The sequence below is a fragment of the Corynebacterium renale genome, assembly GCF_002563965.1.
Lineage (GTDB): Bacteria > Actinomycetota > Actinomycetes > Mycobacteriales > Mycobacteriaceae > Corynebacterium > Corynebacterium renale.
Genome location: NZ_PDJF01000001.1, coordinates 860,886 through 879,251, shown reverse-complemented (window position 1 = coordinate 879,251; position 18,366 = coordinate 860,886). Strand labels below are relative to the sequence as shown.

Annotated in this window: 11 protein-coding genes; 5 read left to right on the top strand and 6 right to left on the bottom strand. The window is 60.9% G+C overall.

The genetic code is table 11. The features are described from left to right. Nucleotides 1–389 precede the first annotated feature (389 nt). Nucleotides 390–1,211 (bottom strand): lysophospholipid acyltransferase family protein, encoded by an 822-nt coding sequence (locus tag ATK06_RS04170; RefSeq protein WP_048381171.1) that lies wholly within the window; start codon nucleotides 1,209–1,211, stop codon nucleotides 390–392. Continuing rightward, complete coding sequence (gene serS, locus ATK06_RS04165) at nucleotides 1,208–2,458, bottom strand: serine--tRNA ligase (protein WP_048381168.1); 1,251 nt, start codon at nucleotides 2,456–2,458, stop codon at nucleotides 1,208–1,210. The genes ATK06_RS04170 and serS overlap by 4 nt, the downstream gene beginning before the upstream one ends. 71 nt (nucleotides 2,459–2,529) lie before the next feature. Between serS and ATK06_RS04160 the strand changes: the two genes are divergently transcribed. Together ATK06_RS04160 and ATK06_RS04155 are read left to right on the top strand one after the other, a co-directional pair. Beyond that, nucleotides 2,530–3,570 carry a septum formation family protein gene (locus ATK06_RS04160; RefSeq protein ID WP_083986142.1) on the top strand — a complete coding sequence of 347 codons (1,041 nt, stop codon included), beginning with the start codon at nucleotides 2,530–2,532 and terminating at the stop codon, nucleotides 3,568–3,570. A 9-nt stretch (nucleotides 3,571–3,579) separates the two neighbouring features. Next, nucleotides 3,580–3,927, top strand: coding sequence for a metallopeptidase family protein (locus ATK06_RS04155; protein WP_048381270.1), 348 nt, complete (start codon nucleotides 3,580–3,582; stop codon nucleotides 3,925–3,927). Nucleotides 3,928–4,604: 677 nt separating this feature from the next. Here ATK06_RS04155 and pheA read toward each other — a convergent pair. Beyond that, a complete protein-coding gene (gene pheA / locus ATK06_RS04150; RefSeq protein WP_098388888.1) occupies nucleotides 4,605–5,483 on the bottom strand; it encodes a prephenate dehydratase in 879 nt (292 codons plus the stop codon). A gap of 22 nt (nucleotides 5,484–5,505) precedes the next feature. On the opposite strand from pheA, the gene ATK06_RS04145 reads away from it, so the two are divergent. The 3 genes from ATK06_RS04145 (at nucleotide 5,506) to ATK06_RS04135 (ending at nucleotide 14,744) form a co-directional block, all read left to right on the top strand. After that, entirely contained in the window at nucleotides 5,506–6,225 is a 720-nt protein-coding gene (locus tag ATK06_RS04145) for a CPBP family intramembrane glutamic endopeptidase (RefSeq protein WP_048381166.1), read from the top strand. Between the two features lie 12 nt (nucleotides 6,226–6,237). Beyond that, nucleotides 6,238–7,506, top strand: coding sequence for an LCP family protein (locus ATK06_RS04140; protein ID WP_048381163.1), 1,269 nt, complete (start codon nucleotides 6,238–6,240; stop codon nucleotides 7,504–7,506). 287 nt (nucleotides 7,507–7,793) lie between these two features. Further along, complete coding sequence (locus tag ATK06_RS04135; RefSeq protein ID WP_098388887.1) at nucleotides 7,794–14,744, top strand: YPDG domain-containing protein; 6,951 nt, start codon at nucleotides 7,794–7,796, stop codon at nucleotides 14,742–14,744. Nucleotides 14,745–14,962: 218 nt separating this feature from the next. Here the strand turns inward: ATK06_RS04135 and ATK06_RS04130 are convergent, their stop codons facing one another. Genes ATK06_RS04130 through ATK06_RS04120 form a run of 3 tightly spaced genes read right to left on the bottom strand, consistent with a single transcriptional unit; the run spans nucleotide 14,963 to nucleotide 17,524 of the window. Continuing rightward, nucleotides 14,963–15,865 carry a DUF5926 family protein gene (locus tag ATK06_RS04130; RefSeq protein WP_197712612.1) on the bottom strand — a complete coding sequence of 301 codons (903 nt, stop codon included), beginning with the start codon at nucleotides 15,863–15,865 and terminating at the stop codon, nucleotides 14,963–14,965. Between the two features lie 5 nt (nucleotides 15,866–15,870). Further along, on the bottom strand, nucleotides 15,871–16,578 hold the full coding sequence (locus ATK06_RS04125; RefSeq protein ID WP_048381155.1) for a glycerophosphodiester phosphodiesterase: 708 nt from the start codon (nucleotides 16,576–16,578) through the stop codon (nucleotides 15,871–15,873). 1 nt (nucleotide 16,579) lies between these two features. Next, nucleotides 16,580–17,524, bottom strand: coding sequence for an L-lactate dehydrogenase (locus ATK06_RS04120; protein ID WP_048381154.1), 945 nt, complete (start codon nucleotides 17,522–17,524; stop codon nucleotides 16,580–16,582). Between the last annotated feature and the right edge of the window lie 842 nt (nucleotides 17,525–18,366).

The window sequence follows — 18,366 nt, the reverse complement described above, 5'->3', positions numbered from 1 at the left end:
AGTGCAGGTCGGGTTCTTGAGTCGCGTTCTTGACCGACATCCTTGACCCACGTCTTGTATACGCCAGGTCGCGCTCAACGCCCGAGCTTTCGCGACCTGGCGTATACAAGATGCGCTACAAATATTCACGTCAAAGATAAGTCCAGCCCCACCGGCAACACTAAATACGCTCTGTCCGCATGCGCAAATCCGCATATTTATGAGCTGGCCTTAATATCCCAGGTCACGCACTCCCGGCTAGCAGCCCGCGACCTGGCATATTAACTCTGGCCGATAAATATGCACGCGCACACCCCACGACGCTCTACAGCAAGTCAAAACCCCTGGTCACGAAGCCTCGCAACCAGGGGAAACGCACGCCAGCGCACAAACGCCAGCAAGCAAAAGCGCTAGCCCTTCCGCTGTTCCCGCGCGGCGGCGTCGATGGCTTTCGCTTCGTCGATAGTGGGCGCGCCGCCTCCCATGGCGGCGGGAACCCACCCAGCCAACTCTGGGTGCGGGCCGTATTCTTTCTCGTACTCTGCGCGCACGAGGCCGAGTTCGTAGTCCATCGCTTCTTTGAGCAGCGCGGTGTCTTCGGCGGGGTCGCCGCTGAGTGGGATCGGCGCGCCGACGCGGATCATGACTGGCTTAAAGGAGCGGCCCAGGTTTTTCTTCAGGCCTTTGGTCCAGATGCGCTGCGAACCCCAGATCACCACGGGTACTAGGGGTACGCCGGCTTCGTGGGCGATGCGGGCGGCGCCGGTCTTGAAGTCTTGTAGTTCGAAGGAGCGTGAGATCGTGCCCTCTGGGAAGATGCCCACGAGTTCGCCGCCGCGCAGGCGGGCGATAGCCTCCTCGACTGAGGATGCGCCGGCGGAGCGGTCGACGGGGAGGTGGCCCATCTTGCGCATCATCGCGCCGACCACGGGTACGTCGAAGATCGATTTCTTCGCCATGAAGCGTACTAGGCGCCGTCCGCGCAGGTAGGCGGGGATTCCGCCGAGGATGAAGTCGTAGTAGCCGGTGTGATTGACGGCCAAGAGGGCCCCACCTTCGGCGGGGATGAACTCGGCTCCGGTGACGGTGACTTCAATGTTTTGCGCGCGCATGAGGCGCTTGGCCAACGGCAGGATACGCCGGCCGTAGAACGGTTCGCGTGCTTCCGCGTGGTCGGCTATTTCCTTGTAGTAGGTGGGGGTGCGGAAGCCGTCGATAAGCTTGTAGTTCATCGCAGGACGTCCTTGCCCACGTAGGGGCGCAGAGCCTCGGGCACGACCACGGAACCGTCCTCTTGCTGGTGGTTTTCCAGGATGGCGACGAGCCAGCGGGTGGTTGCGAGCGTGCCGTTCAGGGTTGCGGCGACCTGCGTTTTGCCGTTTTCGTCGCGGTAGCGAGTGGACAGGCGGCGGGCCTGGAAGGTGGTGCAGTTGGAGGTGGAGGTCAGCTCGCGGTAGGTCTGCTGGGACGGGATCCAGGCCTCGGTGTCGAACTTGCGGGCGGCCGAGGAGCCGAGGTCGCCGCCGGCGGTGTCGATGACGCGGTATGGCACCTCGATCGCAGCGAGCATTTCCTTTTCCATAGCCAGGAGTTCCTGGTGGATGCGGGTGGCGTCCTCGGGCTTGGCGTAGACGAACATCTCCAGCTTGTCGAACTGGTGCACGCGCAGGATGCCGCGGGTGTCCTTGCCGTAGGAGCCCGCTTCTCGACGGAAGCAGCTCGACCAGCCTGCGTATTTAATGGGGCCGGCGCTCAAATCGATGATTTCATCGCGGTGGTAGCCAGCTAACGCCACCTCGGAGGTGCCTACCAGGTAGAGGTCGTCGCGCTCTAGGTAGTAGATCTCGTCGGAGTGCTCGCCGAGGAATCCGGTGCCGGCCATAATTTCAGGACGCACCAGTACTGGTGGGATCATGAGCTGGAAGCCGCGCTCGCGGGCGATTTTCGCAGCGTGCATGAGCATCCCGAGTTGCAGCATGGCGCCGTCGCCAGTCAAGTAGTAGAAGCGGGCGCCGGATACCTTGGTGCCGCGCTTCATGTCGATAAGCCCTAAGGATTCGCCCAGGTCCAGGTGGTCCTTGGGCTCGAAGTCGAACTCGCGTGGGGTTCCTACGTGTTCCAGGACAACGTAATCGTCCTCGCCGCCGGCGGGTGCGCCTTCGACGATGTTGGAGAGTTTGAACTGGATTTCGGTGACCTTGTCCTCGGCGCGCTTCTGCGCTTCCTCGGCGTCCTTCACGCGGGCCTTGAGCTTGTCCGCACCTTCGAGGAGGGCGGGGCGCTCTTCTGGGGCGGCCTGGCCAATCTTCTTGCCGAAGGCCTTCTGCTCACCGCGGAGCTCGTCGGCCACCTTGATTGCTTCGCGGCGGTCTTCGTCGGCGGCGAGCAGCAGGTCTACCAGTTCTGGGTCTTCACCGCGGGTGCGTTGGCTTTCGCGCACTACCTCGGGGTTGTCACGTAGGAACTTTAAATCAATCACGTCCCACAGCCTACCGCCTAGGCACGCACGTATGTGCACTAGATAGGCCTTAGTGGCAGACTGTATGTATTATGACAAGCCCTTCGGAAGGTCCAGCCGGCTTCGACGGCCCACTCAGCAACGAGCTCCCCGCACGCTCGACAACGTGGCGGAGTGCCCAAGGCGTGCGCGCCCTGTTTGTCGGCGCTGCTGTCGCGGCCGTGTTCGGTATTTCTTTCGGGGCGTTCAGTGGGGGCGAAACCACCACGGCTAGCTCGACGGAAACCACCACGACCACGCAGACTCTCGACGTCGCACCGTTCACCACCGCCGACCAGGGCGCCTGCCTGACCTGGGACATCACCGAGACCGGGGACGTGACCAATTTCCAGCAGGCCGCCTGCGAGCAGCCGCACCGCTTCGAAGTATCCACCCGCGAAAACTTGGGCACGTACCCTTCCTCCGAGTTCGGCGCCAATGCGCCCATGCCGGACGTGACGCGCCAGGCCCAGCTCCGCGAGGAACTCTGCCGCACCGCCACCATCAATTACCTGGATGGCCACTTCGACCCCGTGGGCAAGTACTCCATTGCGTCGATTCTGCCGCCGGCTGAGTGGTGGGCGCAGGGCGACCGCACCATGCTGTGCGGCGTGCAGTCCACGAACGATACGGGGAATCCGCAGCTTACCCGCGGGGAAGCCGGGAAGCAGGATCAGTCCCGGGTTGCCGAGGCCGGGCAATGCGTGGCCGTCGATAAGGCACAGGCGATGCACATCGTCGACTGCGGGCAGGACCACCAACTCGAAGTCACCGCCCTGGTCAACCTGGCGCCCGTCTTCCCCGACCACACCCCCAGCATCGAAGAGCAGGACAATCACCTGCGCGGCGTGTGCACCCAAGCCGCCATCGACTACCTCGGTTCCGAGGAAGCGCTCTACCGCTCCACCCTGCAACCCTTCTGGACCACGCAAGGCGCCGACTCCTGGGACGCCGGCTCCCGATCCGCCAACTGCGCCCTCGTCTTCGCAGGTCAAGGTGGGTTCGCAACGCTCACCGGGTCCGCCCCGCAGATGCTTATCGACGGCCAACCTCCGGCCCCACAACCCGACCGCCGACCTTTACGCGAAGGTTAGGTGACCGAGTTGGTGCAGGTCAGCCAGGAACGTTTCGAGGAGATGATCGACGATGCCCTCGACAACATCACCGACGAATTCGCCCAGCACATGCGCAACGTGGTCATCCTGGCCCACGACCGCAACCCCGACGACCCCACGCTCCTAGGCCTCTACGAAGGCGTCCCGCTGCCCGAGCGCACCTTCGACCACACCGGCTTCCTCCCCGACGCCATCTTCATATATAAGGAAGCCCTCGAAGACATCTGCACCTCCGAAGAACAACTGGCCCACGAAGTGTACGTGACCGTCATGCACGAAGTCGGCCACTTCTTCGGCCTCGACGAAGACGACCTGCACCGGTTGGGGTACGAGTAGGTTGGGGTTTTCCTGGTGGTGTTCGCGGAGTCAGCTGCCTGGCGTTTTCCTGGTGTTTCCGGCCAGCCTTACCAGCCAGACTTAATATCCCAGGTCACGCTTGGCTTGCCGGGTGGGTGCGACCTGGGATATTAAGGGCAGCCGGTAATTATGCGGATTGATGCATGCTTCGCGGACCTGGTTGGCGCCGTGTTTGGGCCGGTGAACGCTTGTTTCTTGACGGTCACAATTTATGTTGCTGATGGTGCTGATGTTGTTGCTGGTGTGTGACACCCGGTGCTGGCGGTGCTAGCGGGATCTTTAGTGTGAATATTTGTAGCACATCTTGTATACGCCAGGTCGCGAAAGCTCGGCCGTTGAGCGCGACCTGGCGTATACAAGACGTGAGTCAAGAATGTCAGTCAAGGATGCCGATCAAGGACGCGACCTGCACTTTTAAACGCAACGCCCCCTCCGGAGAACACGCGAACCGGAAGGAGGCGCGCACGCGCGCCACCGATCGTCCCATCCTGTGGGATTCCGGCTGTTTCAGAGACCGATCTCCCGCGCACCCGCCACTCCAAAAAACGCTAGCCTTAGCAGCCAGGCTTAATATGCACAGTCCGGCATACCTCGGACGCATCAGACCTGCACATTTGCACTGCCGCGCGCCCGCCAGCCCACGCCCCCGCAAAACCCTAAGCCCCACCCCGCGCGGCGTCGACCCAGGCGTCTGCTTCTTCGAACCCGGCGCGCACGGAGGTGTCGGCGGCGGGCCAGGAGCCAAGGAATTGGAGATGTTCGGTGCGGAGGTAGACGGCGCGTAGTGCTTCGGCGACCGGGGTGTCGTCGATGTGGCCGACAAGGTCGACGTAGAAGAGGTATTCGCCGAAGCGTTCGCGGGTGGGTCGGGATTCGATGCGCGAAAGGTCCACGCCACGCGCGGCGAATTCGCTGAGCGCGCCGACTAATGTGCCGGGTGCGTCGGGGAGCGTGAAGGTGACGGACGTGCGGTCGTGGCCGGTGCGGGCGGGTGGCGCGCACACCGGGGAGACGGCGACGAAGCGTGTGGTTGCGCCGGTGTGGTCGGCAACTCCGTCGGCGATGATGGAGAGCCCGTAGATGTCGGCGGCGCGTGCGGGGGCGGCGGCGGCGTCGATAAGCCCTTCAGAGACTTGGCGCGCTGCTTCCGCGTTAGAGCTGGCTGGGTGGAAGACGGCCTCGGGCATGTTGTCCGCGACCCACCCTTTGACCTGCTGGTATCCGACGGGGTGGGTGGCGAAGGTGCGCACGGGCCCGGTGAATCCGGGGCGGGTCATGATGGCGAATTCGATGGCGATGTCGTGTTCGCCGATGATCTGGACGCCGCCGCGGGCGAGGGCGTCGAAGGCGGGGGTGACGGCACCGTCGACGGAATTTTCGATGGCCAATACTGCGCGGTCGGCTTCGCCGGAGCGTACGGCTTCGACGGCCGCGAGTGGGCTGGAAACGGGTAATTGCTGGCAGTCGCCGAAGAAGTGGATGAGTGCGGCTTCGGTGAACGTGCCTTGTGGGCCCAGGTATGCGACGGTGCTCATGGGCTTTAAGCATAATGGTCGCATGGGAAGAGTGCGTCAGGAGCTGCTCATCGTATTGACGGTGACCTTTGGCATGAGCGGGGTCCGTGCCCTTTTGCGGCTTATCGACGCCCTCGCCTCCCCCACCGCCCTCAGCGAACAGACCGTGGCGCTCAACCCGACGCAGTCTGCATTCCCGTGGCTGGACCTAGCGTTGCAGCTGTGCTCGGCGGCCACGTTGTTCGCTTGGGGTGGCCTGGCTCTTTTCCTGCTCGCTGGCGACCGCATCCGCCTGCCGCGCAGTCCCCGTGATCTTGTGTGGGGCGCGGGCCTGGCGGCGCTGATTGGGATTCCGGGCCTGGGTTTTTATGTGGCGGCGGTGCAGCTGGGCCTGTCGAAGCAGGTGATTCCGGCGGCGCTGACGCACCCGAGTTGGGAGATCCCAATCCTTCTGGTGTGGTCGGCGGCGAATGCGTTCGGGGAGGAGATCGTGGTTGTCGCCTGGCTCATGACCCGCCTGCGTCAGCTTCGCTGGGGTCCGTGGGCGGCGATTGTGGCGTCGGCAGTGTTGCGCGGTTCGTACCACCTGTACCAGGGTGTTTCTGCCGGTGTGGGCAATATCATCATGGGTGTGATTTTCGGGTACGTCTTCCACCGGACGGGCCGGGTATGGCCGCTGATTCTGGGCCACTTCCTCATTGATGCGGTGGCGTTTGTGGGGTATGCCGCTGTGGGCGGGGACCTGTCATGGTTGGGGCTGTAGTTAAATAGGGGCATGACTTCCCAGGGCGATGTTCTGCGCGACCGCGACGGCAATCCCATCCTTGACAGGTACGGGCGCCCGATTAAGTTGCGCCGCCCTGGTCAGACCCCGGCCCCGGAGCGTCCTACCCGGTCTGAGCGCCCTGGCCAACCGGAACCGCGCCAGCAGTCGCGTCAGTACATCCCGCCGCGCCAGGACCGGCGTGAGCAGCAGCCCCGGCGCGTGCCGCCGCAGTCTGCGTATCAGCGTCCTCCGCGGCCTACTTATTCCCAGCACCCGCAGCGTCCACAGCGCCCGCCTCGCCGGCCGGCGCCCCAGGAGTTTGCTCCCCAGCCGCAGGCCCAGCCACGCCAACCCCGGTTCAGCGCGCCCCGGGTGCGCCGCCGCCCACCCCTGAAGAAGATTTTCGCCGCTGTCTTGGTGGCGCTGCTGGTTATCGTCGCTGGGCTGACGGTATGGACTGATGCGCGCCTCAACCGGGTGGAGGCGCTTCCTGAAACCCAGGTGAAGAACACTGCGGGCACAAATTGGTTGCTCGTGGGTTCCGATTCCCGCCTCGGCATGACGGAGGAGGACGCCCAGCGTTTGGGCACTGGCGGCGATATTGGTTCCGCGCGCGCCGACACCATGATGTTGCTGCATATCCCCCTCTTTGGCCAGGCAACGTTGGTGTCGCTGCCGCGGGACTCTTATGTGGCCGTGCCGGGCTACGGGATGGATAAGTTGAACGCCGCGTTCACGTATGGCGGCCCGCAGTTGCTGGTCCAGACGGTGGAGGGGGCGACGGGTCTGCGCGTGGACCACTACGCCGAGATCGGTATGGGTGGCCTGGCCGGGGTCGTGGATGCAGTAGGTGGCGTGGAGGTGTGCCCGCCGGAGCCCATCGAGGATCCCCTGGCGAACCTGTCGATCAGCGCCGGGTGTCAGGAGGTCGACGGCCCGACGGCGCTCGGATACGTGCGCACGCGTGCGACCCCGATGGGCGACCTCGACCGCGTGGCCCGTCAGCGCGAGTTTTTCGCCGCCTTGTTGTCGCAGATTACGTCGGCGTCTACGTTCTTGAACCCGTTCCGTGCACTGTCGCTGATTGGTTCGGTGAGTGCGGCGTTTACCGTCGATAAGGGCGATCACGTGTGGAATCTTGCTCGCGTGGCGCTGGCCATGCGCTCTGGCGTGACCACGGAGACGGTGCCGGTGGGTGGTTTCGCGGACTACGACGTGGGCAATGTGGTGCTGTGGGATGAGGCCGTCGCGACCGCGCTTTTCGACGAATTACGCTAAACCCCCTGCACGTGTGCGAAATCTAACACGTACCAGTACGCCCGTCCCGCTTTGGGTTTGCGCTGGTAATTGGCGCGCAATATAGCACGTCGGCGTGCCCTTTTTTAAATTTTCCTAATGCGGCCCTGAGCGCCGCATTAGACGAACATTCATTTAACTCACCAAAACTACAGCTCACATTCGATTTTCCCAGTTCAAACCCCTACAATAGTTATGTTCATTTGGCTTAGTCTCTGGTTTAAAGCCTGGTCCAACCAAGCCACATATCATCAGGAGTTTGACACAAGATGGTTAAAAAATTCCGGAAGCACTCACGTACCGGCGTGACCTTCATTTCCGCGATCGCGATCGCACTCGGCGGCACCGCCGTCGTATCCACGCCTGCTACAGCGCAGGATGCTAGCGGTGAAAACACCGAAAACGTCACCCTGGATTCGGGCATCGGCAAGAATAGTAAATACAACGGCACTGTCGGCCTGGTGAGCGAAGCGCAGAATAACCTGCCGGCGGGAAGCTGTTCTTTTAGTTACGGGGCCGGTGATGGCGATAATGGCATAGCGAATACCGCAGGTTTGCGGTACTGGACGACAAACCCATCTCCTACTAGCTCTGATAAGCGGACCTTCGGCATCGACTTACACTTCGATAACTCGCAAGGCCGCACCTTTGTGGAGTGGAGCGTTACTGACAGTGCGAAAAGCTTGCCCGCATCTAGGGCTAATCTTCCTGCTTTGGAGAAGGGCAGCAAGGCCGTCAAAGAAGGCACGTTTATTACCCACACTGCGGACGAAATAGCCAAGGTCAGTGGTAAACGACAAAATGAATTTGACGTTTCAAGCGAACTGACAGGCGAGAAAATCGCCGAGATGGCCTCCGATAAAGGTGTGACTATTGGTTGGCGTGGCCAATACTCTGAAGATCTTCCCAACGAAAAGTTTTTAAATGGGGAAAACTTCGGTGTCTACGGAACCGTGAACCCATGGCCGGGTGAGTACAACAACTGCTCCCCTATCAAGGTCACGTGGGAAAGCATCGAAAAGAAGGTTATTACTCCTGGTGAGCCACAGCGTATCGGCAAGGTCGATTTAGGTACGGACGGGGCCGAGTTAAAGAACCGCCTTGTGGTTGAAGCATACGACAGCCAAGGCAAGTTCCTGGGCACGTCTGATCCAGCCGAGTCAGGTGGGGAAAAACTCCTCGAAATCGGTGCTGACGGAACCATGACGCTGACCTGGCCGAAGTATGTGGGCACTGAGCTGAATGCGCAGCAGGGTATCCGTTTCGCTGTGTTCGCAAAACCACGCTCCGTGGACGAGCTCAAGGCAATCGCTGCTGCTGATGATGCCACGTACAACCCCGTCGTGGCTGACGAGTCCGTGAACACCCTAGAACGCTACAACAAGCCCAACCTGCTCAGCACGTGGCAAGGCAGCTTAGACGATACCCAGTTCCACGACCCGTTCTATGAGGAACCTCAGCGCACCATTATCTCCGGCGTGGAGAGCAAGAACGGGCCGGTAGCTACCGAACCCCAGAGGGTAACTTTCAAGCAGAACCCGAAGAAGCCGGAGTTCGACCTGCGGAAGCTGAAGGAAAATAACAACGCAACCATCGAGCTGGATACCGAGCACGTGTACTCCGGTTGGAAAGCTGAGATGGACCCGAATACCTACGAGGTTACGGTCACGGCTCCAAAGAACCCTCTTGTGGGTACGTTCGCAATGCCAAAGGTTATCGTGACGTACTCCAACGGCTCACAAGATATCCTGCCCCTGCTGGTTACAGTCGCGCCAAACGATACCCAGAAGACAGACCTAACATCTGGCGGGTTGGTCAAGGGCGCACCAGGCTCCACGATGACGTCGAACCTGACGCGCACGCCCGTCTACAATAAGCGGCCTGCAAGCACTCCGAAGGAATGGAAGGTTGAAGGCGTCCCAGAGGGTTGGACGGTCAAGGTAGAAAATGACACCGTTACCGCAGTTGCTCCTGCCGACGCACCCCACGGCACAAAGATCACTCCGACGGTCACGGCCGTCTACCCAGACGGCACGACTGACACCGTGACGGTTCAGTTCGCTGTTGAGCAAAACGTGAAGGTCCCACGCTACGCGTCGGAATCTGGCAAGCCTGGTGACCCTCTGACCCTTACCCCAACCCAGCCACCTACTGGACTGGGCGGCAACGAAGCTGACGAGGAACCAAACCGGTACACCTTCCCTGACGATTCGCTGGAATACACAGTCGGAGACTGGAAGGTCACCATCGATCCGAAAACTGGTGCGCTTACCACCACCGTTCCTGAAAGCGCTCTTCCTGGTGCATTCATCACGGTTCCTGTTAAGACGCACTACGCTTCCGGCTCGCCTGCACAGCAAACGTCGGGCACCTATGTGGTCATCGGTGATGGCACCGGCACGGACGTCGCCCACTACCCGCCGCGCGTGACCCGCGCGGGTCAGCCCGTTACCTCGAAGCTGAATACAAAGCTGGAGGACCCCGAAAGCGCGACCTACACGCTTCCTCCGAGGAGTGAATGGCCGGCTGGCTGGGAGTTCACGATTGATAAGGCCGGCAACGTTACTTCCACCCCGCCAGCTGATGCCGCGCCGAACACCCTTATAACCATCCCGGTCAAGGTCAACTACCCGGACGGATCCGAAGGCGAAGTCCCGGCAGAGGTCAAGGTTGTTGGAACTGACGCTGAGGTCAACGATCCTCAGTATCCTACCGAGCGTGGCAAGCCTGACGATGAGGTCACCAGCACCGTCGATACTTCACGCATGCACGAAGGCAAAGCAAAGAAGTACAGCATCATCACGGACCCGAAAGCTCCTGGCTACATCGCGCCACCAGCACGCCTAGGTTCTTGGGACGAAGTGAAGATTGACCCCAACACAGGTAAAATCACTACCAAAATCCCAGTCAACGCCCTGCCTGGATCCTCCGCTGATATTCCTGTGCTTGTCACGTACAAAGACGGTACGAAGGACATTACTAAAGCCACCGTCGTGGTCGAGAGCAAGCGCTCCCAGGTCTACTCACCTGAGTACAAGCAGCAGGTAACCAAGCCAGGTAAAGAGATCGGCTCGCCAGTTCTGGGCGGCGCAAAGAAGGAAGACCTGGCTGCGGAGAACCCGTACTCCGTACCTAAAAAGGTTGGTGAGTGGGAAGTTCGCGTCGATGAAAACGGGCAGGTTTTCGCAAAACCTCCTGCTGATGCAAAGTCTGGCGACAGCATCGACGTGCCTGTGAAGGTCACCTACGAGGACGGTTCCTCTAAGGAAGTCTTCGCAGCCTTCGTCGTGAAGACCCTGGATAAGGACGTTCACGAGCCGGTCTACCCGGTAGAGTCGACCACCCCTGGGAAACCAGTGAAGCGTAACGTCGCACCACCTGCGCTGCCCAAGGGAAGCACGTTCAAGATCAACCAGCCAAACAACGGCTGGAAGTACGAACTCAACCCACAGACCGGCGAGATCACCGTCACCCCACCAGCTGACGCGAAGCCGGGCGACAAGGACGTCCAGAACGTCACCGTCACCTACCCGGATGGTTCGACGGAAGAAATTCCGGTCACCACCGTGGTCAACCTCACGAACAACTACGAGGCCGAGCCTGTCTACCCTGCGGAAAATGTGTACCCCGGCGAGGATGCTAAGTCCCCGCTGAACGTCGAGAAGCCAGACGGCCTCGCGTTTGCTGCGGAAAACCCGTACGCGATTACTCCGCAAGGAGATGACGCGACGAACTGGAAACCAACCGGCAAAAACAATGAATTCGGCAACCCGATCTACGAGTTCATTACTAACAACGGTGTTTGGACCGTCAGCCTCGATAATCTCGGCAACGTCCTGTCCAAGGCACCGAAAGATGCGAAACCAGGCGATCAGATCAACGTGCCGGTGACCGTGACGTACTCCGATGGCTCCACGGACCTCGCGAACGCACCGATCGTTGTTGTCGACCGCCCCACCCGCAAGGTTCCATTCGACGTCGAGTACAAGTACGACAACACCGTTCCTGCCGGCGAATACAGGGTTGAAAAGGAAGGCAAGCCAGGCACCGAACACCAGCTCAAGGACGGCACCTGGAAACAAACCGAAGCACCGGTCAACGAGGTCGTCGTCGTCGGCACCAAGCACGCCGTGAATGAAGGCAAGGCCGAATGGACCGCGCCGGTCCCGTACGACACCATCCTGCGTGAAAACACAGAACTCAAGCCTGGCGAGGTCAAGGAAGTCCAGGCCGGTGAACTCGGTGAGAAGCGCTACACTGCCACCTTCAGGGGCCAAAACGGCAATACCACCGGTACCAACAAGGTAGAAACCGTTAAGCAGTCCAAGGCACGCATCATCGAATACGGCCCAGGTCTTGACCCGCAACAGCTGGTCACCACCACCAAGAAGCCAGTCCCGTTCGAGGTCAAGGTCATCGAAGATCCGAATCTGCCGGCAGGCGAGTTCAAGGTTGAGCAGAAGGGCGCAGCCGGCGAAGAGACCGAGACTTCAACGCAGATACTTGTCGACGGTAAACCATTCGGTGAGCCCGCCGTTAAGTCTGAGCAGACCAAGGCGCCAAAGGAAGAGATCATCCGTGTGGGCACCAAGCCTGCGGAATCCACCAAGAGCGAGTCTTGGAAGGAACCGGTACCGTTCGATACCGAGTTCAAGCCAAACCCTGCCCTGAAGCCAGGCGAAGTGAAGGTAACGGTGGACGGCACCCCTGGTGAAAAGACCGTGACGGTCAACACCAAGACCGTAGGCACCGAAACCACGATTGAGCGCACCCAGAACGTGGATACGCCTGCCGTCAATCGCGTCGTCGAATACGGCCCGACCCCGGCCGACACCGAGGTCACGGACACTGTCGAGCGCGACGTCCCATTTGAGACCGAAGTTGTGGAAGACCCAACCCTGCCAGCAGGCACCATCGTCCGCGAGGCCGAAGGCAAGCCGGGTAAGGAAACCGTCACTACGACGCAGAAGATCGTCGCAGGTAAGCCCGAGGGCAAGCCAACCCAGACGGTCAACCGTACCCAGGAGCCGGTCAACGGTAAGGTGCGCGTGGGCACCGGCGAGGTGAGCGCGGACTACGATCCACAAACCACCGAACCTGGCAGCACCGTCACTGTTGCAAACAAGAAGACGGACAACCCAGCCGGCACCACCTACAAGGTGCAAGACGGCTGGAAGGCACCTGCTGGCTGGACCGTCAACGTAGACGAAAAGACCGGCCACGTGACCGTCGAAGCGCCGAAGACTGCGCGCGCTGGTGACTCGATCACCGTGCCCGTCGTGACGCAAAACGGCAAGGTCACGTCCACCACGGATGCGACCGTCGTGGTCCGCGGCAAAGTCGTCACCGACGCGCCGTACAACATCAAGTACGAGACCGACCCCAACCTGGAGGCCGGCAAGTACGAAGTCGTCACCCCAGGCAAGCCCGGCAAGCAGGAGTACCAAAACGACGGCACCTGGAAGGTCACCGAGGCACCAACCGACGAGGTTGTAAAGATCGGCACCAAGCAGCCGACCGGTGCCAAGGACGTTACCTGGACCGTGCCAACCATGTTTGAGACCGAACTGCGCCCGAACCCTGAGCTCGCCGCCGGTGAAATCAATGAAGTACAGCCAGGCATCGAGGGTGAAACCACCCACACCGCCAAGTTCGCATTCGACGGCACCCAGGCCACCGTCACCGAATCCACGGAGACCAAGGCACCGCAGAAGCGCATCGTCGAATATGGCCCAAGCCTCGGCGAGAACACGCTGGTGACCACCACGAAGAAGCCAGTCCCGTTCGAGGTTGAGGTCATCGAAGACCCGAACCTGCCAGCGGGCACCGTCCAGACTGAACAGAACGGCGAAGCCGGCGAAGAGACCGAGACGTCCACTCAGAAGCTTGTCGACGGCAAGCCGTCCGGTGATGCCGTCGTGAAGTCTGAGCGCACGAAGGAACCTGTCAAGCACATCATCCGTGTGGGCACCAAGCCAGCAGAAACCCCGGCGCCGAAGACCTTGACCGAAAAGGTCCCATTCGAGACGGAATTCCGCATCAACCGCGACCTCGAACCAGGCACCACCCGAGTACTCACCCAGGGCGTCCCAGGTGAGAAGACCATCACGGTCACCACGACCAATGTGAACGGCAAGATCGAGGTGAAGACGGAAGAAAACGTCACCACCGCACCTGTCACCCACGTCGTCGAATACAACCCGGACGCAACGACCGGCGAAGTAACCAACACCGTCGAACGTGACATCCCATTCCAGACCGAGGTCATCGAAGACCCAACCCTGGAAGCCGGCAAGGTCATCCGCGAAAAGGAAGGCGTCCTCGGCAAGGAAAAGGTCACCACGACGCAGAAGGTTGAAGGCTCCCAGCCTGTCGGCGACCCGGTCGTGACCACCGAAACAATCACGCCAGCCGTTGACGCTGTAATCCGTGTGGGCACCAAGCCTGCTGACCCAAGCGTCACCCCAGGCGACGACAATCCGGGCACCAAGCCGGGCGAGCAGCCTGGTGGCAAACCGGGTGGACAGCCTGGTGGAGAACCAGGTACGAAGCCTGGTGGCGAACCAGGTACCAAGCCGGGTGAGAAACCAGGTACCAAGCCTGGTGAGCAGCCGGGCGATAAGCCAGGTACCAAGCCAGGCGACAAGCCAGGCGATAACCCAGACGATAAGCCTGCTGATCCGAATAAGAGCAGCAACACCTGGGACCGTTGCGTAGCCAACTTCTCCTCGGCAAACAACCCGCTGCTGTGGCTGATCCCAATCGGCATCATGGCCGCAATCGGCGTGCCCGTGGCACGTCACCTGCAGCCACAGATTAACCAGGCGATCGGCAACATCAACGCCCAGTTCAACGCTCTCACCGAGCAGCACCGTCGCAACCAGCCAAACTTCGGCAACGGCGGCCACGGCATCGAGCAGCCCGAGTGGATGCGCCAGGCCCAAGCAGAACTGCAAGGCCACATCAACCGTGCCAACGAAGCATTCGCGCCGTACCAGAAGTACGCCGAACCAGTAGGCATCGGACTGGGCATCGTGGCCGCAGGCCTCGTAGCCCTCGGACTGATGTACCAGGCATGTACCCCAGAAGGCTTCAATAACTGGGGCTCCAGCAACACCGGCGACGCTGACAACTCCGGTTCCAGCGCAACCGACGGCGGTTCCAGCGAAGCTGGCGCAGCCGGCAGCGAATCGTCCAACGGCGGCTCCAGCACCAAGTAAAACTGGTACCCGCTAACTAAAAGGAGGGCTTCCCCACCACGGGGAAGCCCTCCTTTTACGTGTCCGTGTCGCAAAGCCTCCATTCTGCACAGCCTGCTCCGACAAACCCGCAGGCCAGTTTTTTAGACAACGCGCAGTATGGAGGGTAAGCGACACCCACCTACCTCGGGCAGCAAAAATCCCGCGGCCCAACACCGCGGGATACTAGCAAGCTGGAGTTAGATAGTCACCTGGCGGGACTTAATGTTCTGCAGCTGCTTGCGCTCGTCGGCGGTCAACTGGGCGTCGTTGCCCAGCTCAGCGTCGATCTTCGCAGCCAGTTCCTCCAGGTCCGCGGCGTAGGACGCGACCTCGCGGGCCGGGTCCAAGTCCCACACGGGAACGACTACGCCGTGGGTGCGGAAAGCGCCGGCAAACTTCGAGCCTTCACCCAGCACTAGTTCACCGCGTGCCGCGATGCGCGCGAGGGCGTTGAGAAGCTGGTTCTCGTTATCGTCGGTGCGGACCCAACGGATGTGCGCCTTGCCGTTACCAGGGTTGACCCACCATGCCACGCCCGGGATATTCGCCTCGACAGGGTAGGACGGGATGATGCGTTCGTTGGCCTCGCGGATAGCTTGCGCGTACATGGGGCTGACGGTTTCGCCTTCGCCGACCCACCAGGTGAATTCGTCGCGGGCGGTGACGATGAGGGGCGCGGAGGCGTCGATAAGCTCAGTGAGCGCCGGCTGGGTGCCATCAGCGGCGGCGGAAGCCAAGCTCTCGCCGGCGGCCGCATCTTTTGCCCAGTTCAGCGCGTACGCGAGGTCGCGGCCTGGGTTCTGGGAGTGGGACTGCGTCTGCAGCGCAACGAGGGCTTCGTCCTCGCGGGCCACAGCTGCGACGGCGCCCGGCAGGACGGTCACGATCTTGATGGGGCGGGTTGCGCCCTTGACGTCGACGGTCGCCTCCGCGGCTGGCACAAATTCCTGCAACGCGATCAGGTCGGCCTCGGCGACGAGGCCGCCGAATGGGCGGGGGTCCTTCTCCAGGGCGGCGCGTTCAGCGGCTCGAGCGGCGAGCTTCGCTTGACGACGGCTCATACCCTCCGGCAGATTTTCGTTCTTTTTCTTCTTAGCCATGCGCACTAGCGTACGGCATCAAGGGCAAGGTCGGGGCGGTTGGTAGCCAAAATGTCTGCCCCATGTTCCTGCACCCACACCATGTCCTCCGGATTGTCCACAGTCCACAGGTACGTGGGCAACTTGCGCACGCCAATAAGCTTCGGGTGCAGGCGCGCACGCAGCAAAGATAGGCCCATTCCCGTCGGTTTCCCCCACCGCGGGTCGGCGAACAAGAAGCGGTACCAGTCGCGCCGCAACGCAAACCGGTCGATGCCGGGCAAAAGTTTACGGATGCGCGCCACCGACAACAGTGAGAAAGAAATGACGTGGACCCAGTCCGCGTTCTCCAAGCCGTGGTAGCGCAAACGCAAAGCCACCTGTTCATCGAGGATACGTCCCCGCGAACCGGGGTGCTTCGTTTCGATGTACAGGTGCTTTCCGGTGCCTTCGACGAGGTCCAGCAGGTCGTCGAGAAGCATGATCTCTTCCCGCTTGGTGCTGGTGCCGAAGTTGAGTTCCTTCAGTTGTGCCAACGTCAAATCCTTGACGCGACCGTGACCGTCAGAGGTGCGGTCCACGGTGAGGTCGTGGTGGCACACGACGTGCCCATCGCGGGTTAAACGCACATCGCATTCGACGCCATGGATTGGCAGTTCGAGTGCCCGCTCGAAAGCGGTGCGCGTCATCTCCGGGTAGAGTCCGGCGAACCCGCGATGGGCAACAATCTTCAATTTAGAAGAACTCCTTCTGAATCTCCTTCAGCGTCTCGACGGACTGATCAAAACGCTCCTGCTCGTGAGCAGAGATTTCCAGCTCAACTACGCGCTGGATACCGCCACGGTTAATAACCGCTGGAGTACCAATATAGATGTCCTCGTGGCCGTATTCACCATGCAGCAGGGCAGACACTGGCAGTGCAACGTCCTGGTTCTGGAAAATAGCCTTGGTGATGCGGGCCAGGCCCATGCCGATGCCGTAGGAAGTGGAGCCCTTGGCGTCGATGATGTGGTACGCGGCGTCGCGGGTGTCCTCGAAGATCTTCTCCAGGCGGCCCTCAAGCTCTGGGTCCTTTTCCAGCATCTTGCGCATGGACACACCAGCGATGGTTGCCGACGACAGCACCGGAAGCTCCGTGTCGCCGTGCTCACCGATGATGTACGCGTGTACCGAGCTTGGGGAGGTGTTGTACAGCTCGCCGAGCATGTAACGGAAACGAGCCGAGTCCAGGACGGTGCCGGAACCGATGACGCGCTGCCATGGCAGGCCGGAAACCTTCCAGGTGGTGTAGGTCAGGATGTCCACCGGGTTAGCTGCGACGAGGAAGATGCCATCGAAGCCATGATCCATGACGTCCTTGACGATGCCCGACGTGATCTTGACATTCTTATCGACGAGCTGCAGACGGGATTCGCCCGGCTTCTGAGCTGCACCTGCACACAGGACAACCAGGGAAGCGTCGCGGCAGTCCTCGTAGGTACCAACGGTGACGCGAGTCTGCGAGGAAGCCCACACGGTGCCATGGTTCAGGTCCATGACGTTGCCCTTGGTCTTCTTCTCATCAATATCGATGAGCGCCAGGTGGTCCACGGTACCCTGGTTAACCAGCGAGTACGCGTAAGCCAGTCCGACGTCCCCAGCCCCGATCAGTACAACCTTGTTGCCAACACTCTTCTGCATAGCCCACACTCCAATATGATGTGCTTTCTGGCTTCGGCTGGGCTTGGCGATCCTTATTGTGCCGGCACCTCGGCCGCGCCAGGGTTGATTGATGTTCGCCTTTCATTATGCCCGCTTTTGTTCAGAAACGGGCAGATTCGGGCATGAAATGTGCGGAAGTACACACCGGGCAGTACGCGCGGTTTCGTTTGCGGCGCAGGGCTGGCGGGGTTGGAGCGCGGTGCTGGCGGGGTTGGAGCGCGGGGCTGGCGGGTGAGCCCCGGAGCGCGTAGAGCACATGGGGATGTGCACGTTTATCAGCTGGCGTTAATATCCCAGGTCGCGCGCCGGCCGCCAGGCGTACGTGACCTGGGATATTAAGGCTGGCCGGTAAGGCTAGCGTTTTCGGGGTGGAGGGTTGTCCTGGAATGGTTGTAGCCTGTAGTTGCCGGAATCTCACCGGGTGGGATGATCCGTGACACACGTGCGCGCCTTGTCCCGGTTCACGTGTTTTTTAGACGAAGCGCCGGGCCAGCTATCCTCTTCCGAGTCCCAGATTATCTGGCACATGACCAGAAAAGCGCAAGAGAAGCTTTGATGAGTGCCCTTGACACGGATCCCTGACTCACAAACCTGATACGCCAGGCCACGCTCGAAGCCAGAAATTTCGCGACCTGACATATACAAGACGCGCTACAAATATTCACGCTAAAGACACCATCAACACCGTCAGCTCCTCCGGCAACACACAATGTGGTAATTACGGATCCGGACAGATACGCAAAATCGCATATTTATCAGCTGTCGCTAATATCTCAGGTCACAGGCGCGTGGCGGGATGGACGCGACCTGAGATGTTAAGG